This is a genomic window from Streptomyces sp. SPB074, assembly GCF_000154905.1.
Lineage (GTDB): Bacteria > Actinomycetota > Actinomycetes > Streptomycetales > Streptomycetaceae > Streptomyces.
Window position 1 is genome coordinate 462,730 of the sequence record NZ_GG770539.1, and the last position, 15,180, is coordinate 477,909.

The following is a 15,180-nucleotide window of genomic DNA, read 5'->3' on the forward strand; positions in this document are numbered from 1 at the left end:
AAAAAAAAAAAAAAAAAAAAAAAAATCAAGTATATAAAAACTCGTCGCATCCAAAAAAAAACTAAAAACATAGAGTGTCTCAGTCAAGCACGAAGAAAAAAAACCAACCAAAAAAAAAAACCGCCCCATCGTCCCCCTCCCCCGCCCCGGACCTGCGCGGATTCCCCCGGCTGCCTACGATCGCGGTATGGAGAGCCCCCACGATCCCTGTGTCCGGGTGCGCGGCGCGCGCGAGAACAACCTGCGGGACGTCGACGTCGATGTCCCGCGCGACGTCCTCGCCGTCTTCACCGGCGTCTCGGGATCGGGGAAGTCCTCGCTCGCCTTCGGGACGATCTACGCCGAGGCCCAGCGCCGCTACTTCGAGTCCGTCGCCCCGTACGCCCGGCGGCTCATCCAGCAGGCCGGGGCCCCGCACGTCGCCCGGATCACCGGGCTGCCGCCCGCCGTCTCGCTCCAGCAGCGCCGCTCCGCCGGCTCCTCGCGCTCCTCGGTCGGCACCGTCACGACCCTCTCCAACGTGCTCCGGATGCTCTGGTCGCGCGCCGGGACCTACCCCGAGGGCGCCCCGCGGCTCGACTCGGACTCCTTCTCGCCCAACACGGCGGCCGGCGCCTGCCCCGCCTGCCACGGCCTCGGCCGCGTGCACCGCACGAGCGAGGAACTGCTCGTGCCCGACCCCTCCCGCACGATCCGCGAGGGCGCCATCGCCGCCTGGCCGGGCGCCTGGCAGGGCAAGAACCTGCGGGACGTGCTCGACGCGCTCGGCTACGACGTGGACCGGCCCTGGCGGGAGCTGGACCCGGCGGACCGGGACTGGATCCTGTTCACGGACGAGACGCCGACCGTGACGGTGGAGCCCGTCCGCGAGGCGGGCCGCGTCCAGCGCCCGTACCAGGGCACGTACCAGAGCGCGCGCCGCTACGTCCTCAAGACCTTCGCGGACTCCAAGAGCGAGACGCTGCGCGCGAAGGCGGCGCGCTTCCTCGCCGACGACCCCTGCCCCGTCTGTCGCGGGACCCGGCTCACCCCCGAGGCGCTCGCGGTGACCTTCGCGGGGCTGACGATCGCCGAGGCGGCCGCGCTGCCCCTCACCGCCCTCGCGGCGGCGCTGCGCGAGGCGGGCGGCGGGAACACGGCGCGCGTGCTCGTGGAGGATCTGCTGCCGCGCGTCGAGACGGTCGTCGGCCTCGGCCTCGGCTACCTCTCGCTCGACCGCGCCACCCCGACCCTCTCGGCGGGCGAACTGCAACGCCTGCGCCTGGCGAGCCAGCTGCGCTCCGGGCTCTTCGGTGTCGTGTACGTCCTGGACGAGCCCTCGGCCGGGCTGCACCCGGCGGACACCGAGGCGCTGCTCGACGTGCTGCACGGCCTCAAGCACGCGGGCAACTCGGTCTTCGTCGTGGAGCACCGCCTCTCGGTCATGCGGCAGGCCGACTGGCTCGTGGACGTGGGCCCGGGAGCCGGGGAGCACGGCGGCGAGGTGCTGCACAGCGGGCCCGTCGCCGGGCTCCGGGAGGTCACCACGTCGGTGACCGGGACGTACCTGTTCGGCGGGCCGCGCCCCCGCCCGGCGCCGCCGCGCGAGCCCACCGGGTGGGTGCGGCTGCGCGGGGTGCGCCGGCACAACATCGACGGGGTGGACCTGCGGGTCCCGCTCGGTGTGCTCACCGCCGTGACCGGGGTCTCGGGCTCGGGCAAGTCCACGCTCGTGCCCGACGTCCTCGCGGGCGCGCTCGACGCGCGGGCGCGCGGGGAGGACCCGGGGGCGGGGGCGCCGTGGACGGCGCTCGAAGGCGCGGAGAGCGCGGAGAGCGTCCGGCGCGTCGTACGGGTGGACCAGCGTCCCCTCGGCCGCACCCCGCGCTCCAACCTGGCGACGTACACGGGACTCTTCGACACCGTGCGCAAGGTCTTCGCGGCGACGGAGGAGGCGAGGGCGCGCGGCTACGGCGCGGGGCGCTTCTCCTTCAACAACAGCGGCGGGCGCTGCGAGACGTGCCAGGGCGAGGGCTTCGTCTCGGTCGAGCTGCTCTTCCTGCCGAGCACGTACGCGCCCTGCCCGGACTGCCACGGGGCCCGCTACAACCCGCAGACGCTGGAGGTGCGCTACCGGGACCGGAGCATCGCCGACGTGCTGGGCCTCACGGTCGACGCGGGCGCCGGCTTCTTCGCGGACGTGCCCGGCGTCGCCCGCAGCCTGCGCACGCTCCAGGACGTCGGCCTCGGCTACCTGCGCCTCGGCCAGCCGGCCACCGAGCTGTCGGGCGGCGAGGCCCAGCGCATCAAGCTCGCCACGGAATTGCAGCGCGTCCACCGGGGCGGCACCGCCTACATCCTGGACGAGCCCACCACGGGCCTGCACCCCGCCGACGTCGCCGTCCTGCTCCGCCAGCTCGGCCACCTGGTCGACGGCGGCGACACGGTCGTGGTGGTCGAGCACGACATGGCCGTCGTCGCGGCGGCGGACTGGGTCGTGGACCTCGGCCCCGGCGGCGGCGACCGGGGCGGGCGCATCGTCGCGGAGGGGCGGCCCGAGGACGTGGCGAAGGCGACGGGGAGCCGGACGGCGGGATATCTGCGGGAAGCCCTGGGGTGAGCCCGGTGGCGGACGGCGCGGGGCGAGCGGAGTGGTTTTGCCGACCCGGCAAGTCCGCTTGGCCCCTGCGCGACCTGGGAGAATGCTCGGGGGTGTCCGATCCGCGCGTCACCCGGAGGGTCCCATGACCACGCTCGCCGCACCCGCACGCCACCGCCTGTTCGATCTGCCCGGGGGGCGGGTGCACGCCGTCGAACAGGGGGAGGGTCCCCTCGTGCTGCTGCTCCACGGCTTCCCCGAGTCGTGGTACGCCTGGCGGCACCAGCTCCCCGCGCTCGCCGCCGCCGGGTACCGGGCGGTCGCCGTGGACGCGCGGGGGTACGGGCGCTCGTCCCGGCCCGAGGGGAGCGAGGCGTACCGGGCGCTCGCGCTGACCGGTGAACTCGTCGCGCTCGTACGGGCCCTGGGCGAGGAGCGGGCCGTGCTCGCGGGGCACGACTGGGGGGCCACGCTCGCCGGACAGGCCGGGCTGCTGCGGCCCGAGGTGTTCCGGGCCGTCGCGCTGCTCGGGGTCCCGTACACGCCGCCCGGCGGCCCCCGGCCCTCCGAGGTCTTCGCCTCGATGGGGGGCGAGGAGGAGTTCTACGTGCCGTTCCTCCAACGTCCCGGCGCCGAGGCCGAGATGGAGCGGGACGTACGGGGCTGGCTGGCCGGGTTCTACGCGACGCTCTCCGGGCGGAGCGGGAGCGTGCCGCCCGGGCCCTTCTTCGTGCCGCGCGGACACGCCATGCGCGAGCGCTTCGTGACCGGGCCCCTGCCCTCCTGGCTGGGCGAGGACGTACTCGACTTCTACGCGGCGGAGTTCGAACGCACCGGCTTCGGCGGCGCCCTCGCGCGCTACCGCGTGATGGACCGCGACTGGGAGGATCTCGCGGCCTGGGAGGGCGAACCGCTGCGCCAGCCCTCGCTCTTCCTCGCGGGCCGCGAGGACGCCTCGCTCGCCTGGCTCTCCGACGCCGTGGACGCCTTCCCGCACACCCTCCCCGGGCTCCGGGGCACCCACCTCCTGGACGACTGCGGCCACTGGGTGCAGCAGGAGCGCCCCGAGGAGGTCAACACGCTCCTCCTGGAGTGGCTGGCGGACGTGGAGAGCTGACCGGGGGCCGGACGACGGCGGGCCCGGGGGCACCCGGCGGGAACGGCGGGCACGGCGGGAGTGGCGGGCACGGCGGGAGTGGCGGGCACGGCGGGCACGGCGGGCACGGCGGGCACGGCGGGAGTGGCGGGGACACCGGGGACGGTGGGCCCTCAGGGACGGCCGGGACGGCGGGGACGGCGGGCCCGGCAGGGACGGCAAGCGTTTTCTACCGGTGCCGTCCGGACCATTGACCGGGCCTTCCCCATCGCCTTTCATGTCAGGGCCGCCGTCTTTCCCGCGCGCCAATCTCCCGGCGTGCCGCCCGTCCCTGCCCGAGGAGACCCCGGCATGTCCCCAGCGCTCACCCTCGCCGACCGGTTCCCGCCCGGCCTCGTCGCCCAGCGGCTCCCCCCCCTCGGGAAGTGGCGCCCCGTGCCCGCGGCGGGCGAACCGTGGCCGTTCGACGCGGCGACGCGGGCCCGGGTGCTCGCCGAGGCGCGGACCTGCTCGCCGAGGCGCGGACCGCGCTCGGCGAGCCGTGGCCCGCCCTGCCGGCCTCGCTCTTCGCGCGGTTCGCGCGCGACGGCGACCGGGCGGCCTACCAGGCGCCGTGGGACGCGCGGCGGGCGCGGCTCGGCCGCGCGCTGCTCGCGCTCGGCGCCGCGCGGGACGCGCGGGAGTCCGCCGCCTTCGCCGACGAGGTCATGGACGGGGTGTGGGCGCTGTGCGAGGAGACCTCGTGGGTGTGGCCCGCGCACGGCTTCCGTGTCCTGGACGCGCGGCAGGGGCTGCTTCCCGACCCGGAGGTGCCGACGCTGGACCTGGGCGCGGCGACGACGGCCGTCCTCCTCGCGCTCGCGGACGTGATCGCGGGGGACGCGCTGGACGCGCGCGATCCGCTGCCGCGGCGGCGGCTGCGCGGCGAGGTGTGGACGCGGGTGCTCGGCCCGTACCTGGAGCGCTCCGAGTGGGGCTGGTACGACGGTTCGACGGCGAAGCTCAACAACTGGAACCCGTGGATCCACTCCGACCTGCTGCTCGCCACAGCGCTCACCGTCGAGGACGGGGCCGCGCGGGCCGCGCTCGTCGGCAAGATCGTGGCCGGGCTCGACCACTACCTCGCGGCGCAACCCGCGGACGGCGGCTGCGACGAGGGCCCGCACTACTGGTGGCGCGCGGGCGGTTCGCTCTTCGAGTGCCTGGAGCTGCTGACCTCGCTGCTCGGCACCGGCGAGGCCGTCTTCACCGAGGACCTGATCCGGGACACGGCACGCTATCCCTTGCTGATGTGGGTGGGTGACGGGTGGTCGGTGAGCTTCGCGGACGGCCCCGCCCGGCTGCGCGAGGCGACCCCGGCGGTCCTGTACCGGTACGGGCGGCGCACGGGACAGCCCGAGGTGAGCGCCCACGCGCGGGCCCTGCGGGGCACGGCCGACCCGGTGCTCCCCGAGAACACCACGCCCTACGACCTGCGGCGGGTGCTCGGCGCGCTCTTCGACCCGGAGTGGCGCGCGGCGCCCGAAGCGGCCTTCCCCCTCCCCCGGCAGGGCTGGCTGCCCGGCACGCAGGTGCTCGTGGCGCGCGAGGCGGAGGGGACGACGCGCGGGCTGCTGCTCGCGGCGAAGAGCGGGCACAACGACGAGAGCCACAACCACAACGACGTGGTCTCGTTCCTCGTCGCCGTGGACGCGCGCCCGCTGATCGTGGACGTCGGCGTCGGGACGTACCGCAGGGAGACGTTCGGGCGCGAGCGGTACGGGATCTGGTCGATGACGAGCGCGTACCACAACGTGCCCGAGGTGAACGGGCACGGGCAGCCGCCCGGCCGGGACTTCGCCGCGCGCTCCGTGCGCGGCGAGGCCGGGCCCGGGCGCGCCGCGCTGACGCTCGACCTCGCGGGCGCCTACCCGGCAAAGGCGGGGCTGCGGGCCTGGGAGCGGACCGCGGCGCTCGTACGGTGCACGGAGGCGCGCGTCGAGATCCACGACACCTGGCGGCTCGACGCGGACCCGGACCGGCTCGTGCTGCGGCTGCTGCTGGGCGGCGAGGTCACCGTGACGGGTCCGGGGCGGGCCCTCGTACGGCCGCCGGAGGGGCGTGGGCTCGCGCTCGCCTGGGACGATGCCGCCTTCACCTCCGGGACGGAGACCGTCGTCCGGGACGACCCGGCGTTCACCCGGGTGTGGGGCGAGAGCCTGTGGCGGCTCGTCCTCACCGCGCGGGCGCCGCGCGCCGCGGGCACGCACCTCCTGACCGCGTGCCCCGCCAACTGATCCACCCCGAAGCTGCTCCACCGAACCACTCGCACGTTCCCCCACGAAAGCGAAGGAGTTCACTGTGAGACCAGCACCGGAAGGTAACGCGCGGCGGGTCCGTCCCCTCTCGCGCCGCGGCTTTCTGCTCGCCGGGGCGGGCGCGGCGGCCGGGGTGGCGTTCGGCGCCCGCCCGGCCGCGGCCGACGTGCCCGGCGAGTCGAACGGCGGCGTGCGCCTCATGCCGCTCGGCGACTCGCTCACCGACGGCTTCACGCCCTGCCCGGGCGGCTACCGGATCGGCCTGTGGCGCAGGCTCGCCGAGGCCGGGTACACCGTCGACTTCGTCGGCTCGCTGGCCAACGGGCCGGCGGAACTGGGCGACCACGACCACGAGGGCCACTCGGGCTGGCGCATCGACCAGCTCGACGCGCAGATCGGCGGCTGGCTCGCCGCGACGTCCCCGCGCACGGTGCTGCTCCTCATCGGCACCAACGACCTCAACCAGAACCACGACGTCGCGAACGCCCCCGCGCGGCTCTCGGCGCTCGTGGACCGGATACGGGCCCTGCTCCCCGGCGCGGAGATCTTCGTGGCCTCGGTGCCCCCGCAGACCGGCCCGACGCAGCAGGCCCGCGTCGTCGCGTACAACCAGGCGCTGCCCGGCGCGCTCGCGGGCAAGGACGCGGGGGTGCGCCTGGTGCGGATGTACGAGGCGCTGACGACGGCCGACCTCGCGGACGGCATCCACCTCACCCCGGCCGGCTACGACAGGATGGCCGGGGTGTGGTTCGACGCGCTGCGGTCGGTGCCGGGGGCGCTGGAGCCGGTGGCGCGGGCGCGGTAGTCGCGGGTACGCGTACGCCCCGGTCGTCCCCTCGTCAGGAGGGGGTGCCCGGGGCGTACGGCGGGGCGGTGGGGCCGCTCCGGCGAAGGGTCAGCGCCTGCCGGCCTTGCGCTGGGCGCGCAGCCACTCGCGGTTCATGTTCGTGATGGACATGAGCGGGATGCCCTTCGGGCAGGCGGTGGCGCACTCGCCGGTGAGCGTGCAGCCGCCGAAGCCCTCGGTGTCCATCTGGGCGACCATGTCGAGGACGCGGGTCTCGCGCTCGGGGGCGCCCTGGGGCAGGACGTTGAGGTGGTTGATCTTCGCCGAGGTGAAGAGCATCGCGGAGCCGTTGGGGCAGGCCGCGACGCAGGCGCCGCAGCCGATGCACTCGGCGTTCTCGAAGGCGTAGTCCGCGTCGGGCTTGGGGACCGGGGTGGAGTGGGCCTCGGGCGCGGTGCCCGTGGCGGCGGAGATGTAGCCGCCGGACTGGATGATCCGGTCGAAGGCCGAGCGGTTCACCGCGAGGTCCTTGATGACCGGGAAGGCCGCCGCGCGCCACGGCTCGATGTCGATCGTGTCGCCGTCCTTGAAGGACCGCATGTGGAGCTGGCAGGTGGTGGTGCGCTCGGGGCCGTGCGCGTCACCGTTGATGACGAGCGAGCAGGCTCCGCAGATGCCCTCGCGGCAGTCGTGGTCGAAGGCCACCGGGTCCTCGCCCTTGAGGGTGAGTTCCTCGTTGAGGGTGTCGAGCATTTCGAGGAAGGACATGTCCTCGGAGATGCTGTCCACCTCGTAGGTGACCATGGCGCCGGGGGCGTCGGCGTTCTTCTGGCGCCATACGCGCAGGGTGAGCCTCATGCGTAGCTCCGCTGGGTGGGGTGGACGTACTCGAAGACCAGGTCTTCCTTGTGCAGGACGGGGGCCGTGCCGGTGCCGGTGTACTCCCAGGCGGCGGCGTAGGAGAACTCCTCGTCCCTGCGGGCGGCCTCGCCGTCCGGGGTCTGCGACTCCTCGCGGAAGTGACCGCCGCAGGACTCGGCGCGGTGCAGCGCGTCGAGGCACATCAGCTCGGCGAGTTCGAGGTAGTCCACGACGCGGTTGGCGCGCTCCAGGGACTGGTTGAACTCGGCGCCCTCGCCGGGGACCTTGATCCGCTTCCAGAACTCCTCGCGGATCTGCGGGATGCGGGCCAGGGCCGTGCGCAGGCCCTCGTCGGTGCGGGCCATGCCGCAGTACTCCCACATCAGCTCGCCGATCTCGCGGTGGAAGCTGTCGGGGGTGCGGTCGCCGTCCACGGCGAGGAGGCGCTCCAGGCGGTCGGTGGTCTCCTTGACGGCCTCGACGGCCGCCGGGTGCTCGGCGGTGACCTCGGCCGGCTTGGGGTTCTTCGCGATGTAGTCGTTGATGGTGGCGGGGAGGACGAAGTAGCCGTCCGCGAGGCCCTGCATCAGCGCGGAGGCGCCGAGGCGGTTGGCGCCGTGGTCGGAGAAGTTCGCCTCGCCGATCGCGAAGAGGCCGGGGATGGAGGTCTGGAGGTCGTAGCCGACCCAGAGGCCGCCCATCGTGTAGTGCACGGCGGGGTAGATCCGCATCGGGACCTTGTAGGGGTCCTCGTCGGTGATCCGCTGGTACATGTCGAAGAGGTTGCCGTACTTGGCCTCGACGGCCTTGCGGCCCATGCGCTGGATCGCCTCGGCGAAGTCGAGGTAGACGCCCTGGCCGCCGGGGCCGACGCCGCGGCCCTCGTCGCACACGTTCTTCGCGGCGCGCGAGGCGATGTCGCGGGGCACGAGGTTGCCGAAGGACGGGTAGATGCGCTCCAGGTAGTAGTCGCGCTCGTCCTCGGGGATCTGGTTCGGGGGGCGCTCGTCGCCCTTGGCCTTCGGGACCCAGATGCGGCCGTCGTTGCGCAGCGACTCGCTCATGAGGGTGAGCTTGGACTGGTGGTCGCCGGTGCGCGGGATGCAGGTCGGGTGGATCTGCGTGAAGCAGGGGTTGGCGAAGTAGGCGCCCTTGCGGTGCGCGCGCCAGATGGCGGTCGCGTTGGAGTTCATCGCGTTGGTCGAGAGGTAGAAGACGTTGCCGTACCCGCCGGAGGCGAGGACGACGGCGTCCGCGAAGTGCGTCTCGATCTTCCCGGTGACCAGGTCGCGCGCGACGATGCCGCGGGCGCGCCCGTCCACCATGATCAGTTCGAGCATCTCGGTGCGCGCGTGCAGTTCGATGTTCCCGGCGGCGACCTGCCGCGAGAGCGCCTGGTAGGCGCCGAGGAGGAGCTGCTGGCCCGTCTGGCCGCGGGCGTAGAAGGTGCGGGAGACCTGGACGCCGCCGAAGGAGCGGTTGTCGAGGAGGCCGCCGTACTCGCGGGCGAAGGGGACGCCCTGCGCGACGCACTGGTCGATGATCTCGACGGAGATCTCGGCGAGGCGGTGCACGTTCGACTCGCGGGCGCGGAAGTCGCCGCCCTTGACGGTGTCGTAGAAGAGGCGGTGCACGGAGTCGCCGTCGTTGCGGTAGTTCTTCGCGGCGTTGATGCCGCCCTGCGCGGCGACGGAGTGGGCGCGGCGCGGGGAGTCCTGGAAGCAGAACTGGACGACGTGGTAGCCCTGCTCGGCGAGGGTGGCCCCGGCGGAGCCGCCGGCGAGGCCGGTGCCGACGACGATGACGCGGTGCTTGCGGCGGTTGGCGGGGTTCACGAGCTTGGCGTGGAAGCGGTAGTCGCTCCAGCGCTCGGCGACGGGGCCCTCGGGGGCGGAGGCGTCGACGAGGGGTTCCCCGGCCGTCTCGTACTGGACGAAGTCAGTCATGTCAGTCCACCAATCCGGTCATGACGCCGACCGGGACGGCGATGAAGCCGAGCGTGATCACGACGGCGAGCACGTTCGCGAGGGTCTTGAGCACCAGGTCGCGGCTGCGGCTGCCGACGCCGAGGGTCTGGGCCGCGCTGTAGAAGCCGTGCTGGACGTGGAGGCCGACGGCGAGCATGGCGACGATGTAGATGACGTTGCCGTACCAGGTGGAGAAGGTGTCCACCACGTTGGCGTAGGGGTGGCCGTGCTGGAAGCCGCCGCTGTGCACGGTGCCGGTGGTCAGGTCGAGGATGTGCCACACGATGAAGAGGGCGAGGACGATCCCGCCGTAGCGCATGGTGTGGGTGGCGTAGGAGGCGCGGCGCCGGGGGTGGGCGTACTTGACCGGGCGGGCCTTCTGGTCGCGGCGGCTGAGCTGGTACGCGGAGACGGCGTGGGCGACGACGGCGACGACCAGGACGACGCGGACGACCCAGAGCGTCCACTCGTAGTGCATGAAGGGTTCGCCGAGGGTCCGCAGCCAGTGGGCGTACTCGTCGAAGGTCCCGGGTCCGAAGAAGATCTTCAGGTTGCCGTACATGTGGGCGATCAAGTACAGCAGCATGAGCAGGCCGGAGACGGCCATCACTGTCTTCTTGCCGACGGAGGAATCCCAGATCATTCGCGTCCTGGACGGCCGTCGGTCCGTCCCTGGTGCCAGAGCCATATCAAGCAAGGTAGGGCCGAACCGCCCGAGAGGTCCAAGAGATCACTGGCCTCATTTCCATAGTCCTGGCCTATCGTTGCACCATGCAGTTCCAGCAGCTCCAGTATTTCGTGGCCGTGGCGGAGACCCGGCACTTCACCCGCGCCGCCGAGATCGTGCACGTCGCGCAGCCCTCGCTCTCCCAGCAGATCAAGGCGCTGGAGCGCGAGCTGGGGGCCGAACTGTTCAGCCGCGCAAGGGGAAACATCACGCTCACCGACGCGGGCGAGGCACTGCTCCCGCTGGCCAGGCGCATCCTGGAGGACGCCGAGACCGCCCACCACGAAGTGGGCGAAATCGCACAGTCGCGCAGGGGGCGGGTACGGCTCGGCGCGACCCCCAGTCTGTGCACGGGCCTGCTCCCCGATGTGCTGCGGACGTATCACGATCGTTATCCGGGCATCCAGCTCCTCATCGAGGAGGGCGGCTCGCACGACCTCGTCCGCGAGCTGGCGCGCGGCGCGCTCGACCTCGCGCTCGTCGTCCTCCCGCTGCCGACGGCCTCCCCCGCGCTGGAGACGGTGGAGCTGCTGCACGAGGACCTGGTGGTCGTCTCCTCGCTGCTGCGGTCCGCGCCGGGCTCGGGCAGCGGGCGCGGGCGCAGGGTGCGTATCGCCGATCTGCGCGAGGAACGCCTCGTGATGTTCCGGCACGGCTACGACCTGCGGGAACTGACCGTCGCGGCGTGCCGCAACGAGGGCTTCGAGCCGTCCTTCGCGGTCGAGGGCGGCGAGATGGACGCGGTGCTCGGCTTCGTACGGGCTGGACTGGGCGCAGGCGTCGTGCCGCGCATGGTCGCCGAGCGCCCCGGCTCGGGCCTGCGGGTCACGCCGCTCGCCTCGCCGGGCCTGCGGCGCACGATCGCCCTCGCCCACCGCAGCGACGTGGCACCGCCCCGCGCGGCCCGCGAGCTCCAGGAGATCCTGGTGCGGGAGGCGGCGCGCTTGCAGGCGGGGTGAGGGGCGGCACGGGGCCGGGGCGGGCGCGACGGCACGGGGCCGGGGCGGGCGCGACGGCACGGGGCCGGTCCCCTGCCCCTGGGTTCCCTGCCGCCTACCGCCGAGCGCCCGCCCCGTGCCCGCGCTCCGGCCGCCTCAGCCCGTCACCGCGTCCACCAGGGCCAGCTCCCTGACCCGCGCCGCCGGTCCCGGACGGGCGTAGTACCAGCCCTGGGCCGTGTCGCAGCCGAGTTCGCGGAGCTGGTCGGCCTGGGCGCTCGTCTCGACGCCCTCGACGGTGACCGCGAGATCGAGGCTGTGGGCGAGCGCGACGATGCCCTCGACGATCTTGAGGTCCACCGGGTCGGCGGGGAACTGCTGCATCCCCTGCGTGAAGGCCCGGTCGAGCTTGAGGACGCTCACCGGCAGGCGGCGCAGGTTGGCGAGGTTCGAGTAGCCCGTGCCGAAGTCGTCCAGCGCGATGTCCACGCCCATCTCGGCGAGCCGCCGCAGCGGTTTGAGGAGGTCGTCGTCGGCGCCGATGAGCGCGGACTCGGTGACCTCCAGGCACAGCGCCCCCGGGGGGAGCCCCGTGCGCTCCAGGATCTCGACGGTGTCGGCGACGAGGCGCGGGTGCTGGAGCTGGCACGGCGAGAGGTTGACGTTGACGCGCAGCGGCGCCGGGCCCCCGTGCTCCTCCTGCCAGAGCCGGGCCTGCCGTGCGGACTGGTCGAGCACCCAGCGGCCGAGCGGGACGATGAGCCCGGTGTGCTCGGCGAGCGGGATGAAGCGGTCGGGGCCGATCGTGCCGTGCTGCGGGTGCGACCACCGTACGAGCGCCTCGGCGCCGTGCACCGTGCCGTCGCCGAGGTCCACCAGTGGCTGGTACTCGATGAAGAACTCGCCGCGTTCCAGCGCGGCGGGCAGCGAGGTGGTCAGTCCGTGCCGGGTGATCGCGCGCGCGTCGGCCTCGGGGTCGGCGACCTCGTAGCGGTTGCCGCCCGCCGCCTTGGCCCGGTACATCGTGATGTCGGCGCTGCGCAGCACCTCGGCGGGGCCGCGCCTGCCGCCCCCCGGTCCCTCCACGATGCCGATGCTGCCGCGCACGGTCAGTTCCCGGCCGTCCACGCGGACCGGGGAGGAGAGCGCCTGCATCATGCGCCCGGCCAGCTCGTGGACCTCCTCGCGGGCGCTCGGCCCGGTCGTGAGCGCCACGAACTCGTCGCCGCCGATGCGCGCCACGATCTCCCCGCCGCCGCCCGCGCAGCCCTGGAGCCGGTCGGCGACCTCGACCAGGAGGCGGTCCCCCGCGTCGTGGCCGAGGCTGTCGTTGACCGTCTTGAAGCCGTCGAGGTCCAGGTAGCAGAGGCCGAAGCGGTCGTTCTCGCCGGCCTGGAGCGCCTTGTCGAGGCGTTCGAAGAAGAGTGTGCGGTTGGGCAGCCCGGTCAGCGCGTCGTGCGTCGCCTCGTAGCGCAGTCGCAGGTTGAGCAGGCGGCGCTCGGTGGTGTCCTCCAGGAGCGCGAGCTGGTAGAGCGGGCTGCCCTGGTCGTCACGGAGGAGCGAGACGGTGAGGTTGGTCCACAGGACGGTGCCGTCGTGGCGGTAGAAGGGCTTCTCGGCCTGGAAGTACTCGCGGGTGCCGGTGACGAGTTCCTCGTACAGGCGCCAGACGTTCGCCGAGTCGTCGGGGTGCGCCCACTCGCGGACGTTGGTACCGCGCAGCGAGCTGACGAGGCCGCCGAACATCCCGGCGAGGGCGTCGTTCGCCTCGACGATGACGCCGTCCATGTCGGCGATGCTGATGCCGAGCGCGGCGCCCTCGAAGACGGCGCGGAAGCGGGCCTCGCTCACGTGCAGCGCCCGTTCCACGGCGGCGCGCGCGCCGAGCGCGGCGCGCGAGATCGCCTCCTGCTCGGTGCGGGTGCGCTCGCGCAGCGCCCCGGCGAAGCCGGCCGCCATGGCGTGCTGCATCCGGGCGCCGCGCGCGGCCAGGTCCTCGTAGGGCCCGTCGTCCCCGCAGTACAGGACGAGGTAGGCGTCCACGACGTCGAGGGTGCGGCTGAGCGTCTCCGGGTCCGTGCAGTGCGCGGCGACGAGCGCGGCGCCGATGCCCCGCGACTCCTCCGCGTCGAAGACGCGGGCGTGCAGCGCGGCGCGCAGGCGGTGCGCGAGCGGCAGCAGCAGCTTCTCGAACTCGGGGCGGGTCAGGGAGGTCGCGGTGAGCGGGAACAGAGCGCGGCTCCAGATGGTCGCGAACCTCCCGACCCGGTCGGCGGGCTCGTCCCGCGTCCCGCTTGCCTCGCTCACGCCTTGCGCCCCACGCCCGCGTACCCGGAATTCGCGTACGGGTCCGGCTCCTCGCCCGGCACCTGCTCGGGCCGCCACTCGGCCATCGGCACGAGTCCGGGCGCGACGAGTTCGGTGCCCGCGAAGAAACGGGCGATCTCCTCGGCGGTGCGCATGACGAGCGGGTTGCGGATGTCGCGGTAGACGTCGACGGCGCCGCTCGCCTCCTGGCGCGAGGTGGGGATGTGCTCGTAGGCGGCGTGCGTGAGGATCACCATGCTGCCGGGGGCGAGCGCGCCGAGGATCTCCGCGACGTGCGCGTCGGGGTTCTCCCTGTCCTCGATGAAGTGGAGCACGGCGACGAGGAGGAGCGCGACCGGCTGTTCCAGGTCCAGGAGTTCCTGGAGCGCGGGGGCGCCGAACAGTTCGGCGGGCTTGCGCAGGTCGGCGGCGACGACGGTGGCGAGCGGGTCGCCGTCGAGGACGGCCTCGCTGTGCGCGACGGCGACCGGGTCGTGGTCGACGTAGACGACGCGGGCCTCGGGGGCGAGGGCGCGGGCCACCTCGTGGACGCTGCCGAAGGTCGGGATGCCGGAGCCGATGTCGAGGAACTGCGTGACGCCCTCGGAGACCGCGTAGCGCACCGCGCGCCGCATGAAGGCACGATTCGCCTGCATGATCTTGGGGAGCCCGGGGATGTGGGCCATCGCGCGCCGCGCGGCCTCCCTGTCCACCTCGAAGTTGTGGGAGCCGCCCAGGTAGTAGTCGTAGATCCGGGAGACGCTCGGAACCGTTATGTCGATTCCCTGCGGGGCCCAGGTGGGTCGCTCCATCGGTGCTCCAAGTCGCTGCGAATGCGGGCCGGGGTGGCCGAAGCCGGTAGGGGGGCGCGGTGCTCGTTTCTCCGGGCGCGGCACCCTGTCGCGCGCGGCGTCCCGGGCTCCGGGGCGGTCGCGCGCGAGCGAGGCCGCCTGCGCCCGAGGCTACTGATCAGGCGCCAGAAGAGCGAGCAAAAACGGAAAATGACCGTCCGTTCCCGGTCATCACCTGGGCGGCGACGACACGGTTCCCTTTCTCCCGGCCGCTGGTGGCCCGCGAGCACTTTACGTCGCCGGGGCCCTCGCGGAAAACGGCGTCCGCCCCATACGTCACATACGAACTGCGGCCCGGTCAGGCGGACTTGGCACGGAAGGCGGGCGGATTGCGAGCCGGGCGCAGTGAATTAACGGGAATTCACCCGTTTCGTCCGAGCGGTACGGGGCGAAATCCGGCCGGGGGGCGGACAGGCGCATTTCCGGGGAACCGGTCGTCCGCGTGCGCTTTCGTGCGCGCGCCCGCGGAATTCGTCTGACTTTATCGCCGTCGGTACCGGGGTTTCCCCGTGGTCCGTGAGGCGCGTGGGGAAAACATCGGCTTCGGCGGGCGGGAGCGGCGGGCGACGGCGTTTCCCCACCCTGGCCCACCCGCGCGCCGACCGACCGGGCGTGCCCGCCCCGCTCCCCCGCCCCTACCGCGTCTGCGGTGTCGCCCGCCGGGGGCGTGTCGCCGCCTCGCGGGCCGCGCGGTCCTCGGCGCGGCGGCGCAGCCACAGGACGCCGCCGCCGAGGACGCGCGCGCGACGACGAGACCGCCGCCGACCGCCA

General features: G+C 73.3%; 10 protein-coding genes. 5 read left to right on the forward strand and 5 right to left on the reverse strand.

Translation table 11 applies throughout. The features are described from left to right. Window positions 1–187 precede the first annotated feature (187 nt). The 4 genes from SSBG_RS01895 (at window position 188) to SSBG_RS01910 (ending at window position 6,776) form a co-directional block, all read left to right on the forward strand. On the forward strand, window positions 188–2,599 hold the full coding sequence (locus tag SSBG_RS01895; protein ID WP_008744545.1) for an ATP-binding cassette domain-containing protein: 2,412 nt from the start codon (window positions 188–190) through the stop codon (window positions 2,597–2,599). A 124-nt stretch (window positions 2,600–2,723) separates the two neighbouring features. Next, window positions 2,724–3,695 (forward strand): alpha/beta fold hydrolase, encoded by a 972-nt coding sequence (locus tag SSBG_RS01900; protein WP_008744546.1) that lies wholly within the window; start codon window positions 2,724–2,726, stop codon window positions 3,693–3,695. A 434-nt stretch (window positions 3,696–4,129) separates the two neighbouring features. Continuing rightward, the gene (locus SSBG_RS01905) at window positions 4,130–5,950 is read left to right on the forward strand and encodes a heparinase II/III domain-containing protein (protein ID WP_234010308.1); all 1,821 of its coding nucleotides are present in this window, start codon (window positions 4,130–4,132) and stop codon (window positions 5,948–5,950) included. 64 nt (window positions 5,951–6,014) lie between these two features. Continuing rightward, entirely contained in the window at window positions 6,015–6,776 is a 762-nt protein-coding gene (locus tag SSBG_RS01910; protein WP_008744548.1) for an SGNH/GDSL hydrolase family protein, read from the forward strand. Window positions 6,777–6,866: 90 nt separating this feature from the next. Here SSBG_RS01910 and SSBG_RS01915 read toward each other — a convergent pair whose 3' ends face one another. The 3 genes from SSBG_RS01915 to SSBG_RS01925 are packed head-to-tail and all read right to left on the reverse strand — an operon-like array spanning window position 6,867 to window position 10,274. Further along, a complete protein-coding gene (locus tag SSBG_RS01915) occupies window positions 6,867–7,616 on the reverse strand; it encodes a succinate dehydrogenase/fumarate reductase iron-sulfur subunit (RefSeq protein WP_008744549.1) in 750 nt (249 codons plus the stop codon). Then, on the reverse strand, window positions 7,613–9,565 hold the full coding sequence (locus SSBG_RS01920) for a fumarate reductase/succinate dehydrogenase flavoprotein subunit (protein ID WP_008744550.1): 1,953 nt from the start codon (window positions 9,563–9,565) through the stop codon (window positions 7,613–7,615). Before SSBG_RS01920 ends, SSBG_RS01915 begins: the two co-directional genes overlap by 4 nt. Window position 9,566: 1 nt before the next feature. Then, a complete protein-coding gene (locus SSBG_RS01925) occupies window positions 9,567–10,274 on the reverse strand; it encodes a succinate dehydrogenase (RefSeq protein WP_008744551.1) in 708 nt (235 codons plus the stop codon). A gap of 83 nt (window positions 10,275–10,357) precedes the next feature. Here SSBG_RS01925 and SSBG_RS01930 point away from each other — a divergent pair, with 83 nt between their 5' ends. Then, window positions 10,358–11,272, forward strand: coding sequence for a LysR family transcriptional regulator (locus SSBG_RS01930; protein WP_008744552.1), 915 nt, complete (start codon window positions 10,358–10,360; stop codon window positions 11,270–11,272). 135 nt (window positions 11,273–11,407) lie between these two features. Here the strand turns inward: SSBG_RS01930 and SSBG_RS01935 are convergent, their stop codons facing one another. Together SSBG_RS01935 and SSBG_RS01940 are read right to left on the reverse strand one after the other, a co-directional pair. Beyond that, the gene (locus tag SSBG_RS01935) at window positions 11,408–13,558 is read right to left on the reverse strand and encodes a putative bifunctional diguanylate cyclase/phosphodiesterase (RefSeq protein ID WP_008744553.1); all 2,151 of its coding nucleotides are present in this window, start codon (window positions 13,556–13,558) and stop codon (window positions 11,408–11,410) included. Continuing rightward, on the reverse strand, window positions 13,555–14,370 hold the full coding sequence (locus SSBG_RS01940) for an SAM-dependent methyltransferase (RefSeq protein ID WP_008744554.1): 816 nt from the start codon (window positions 14,368–14,370) through the stop codon (window positions 13,555–13,557). The genes SSBG_RS01935 and SSBG_RS01940 overlap by 4 nt, the downstream gene beginning before the upstream one ends. Window positions 14,371–15,180: the final 810 nt, after the last annotated feature.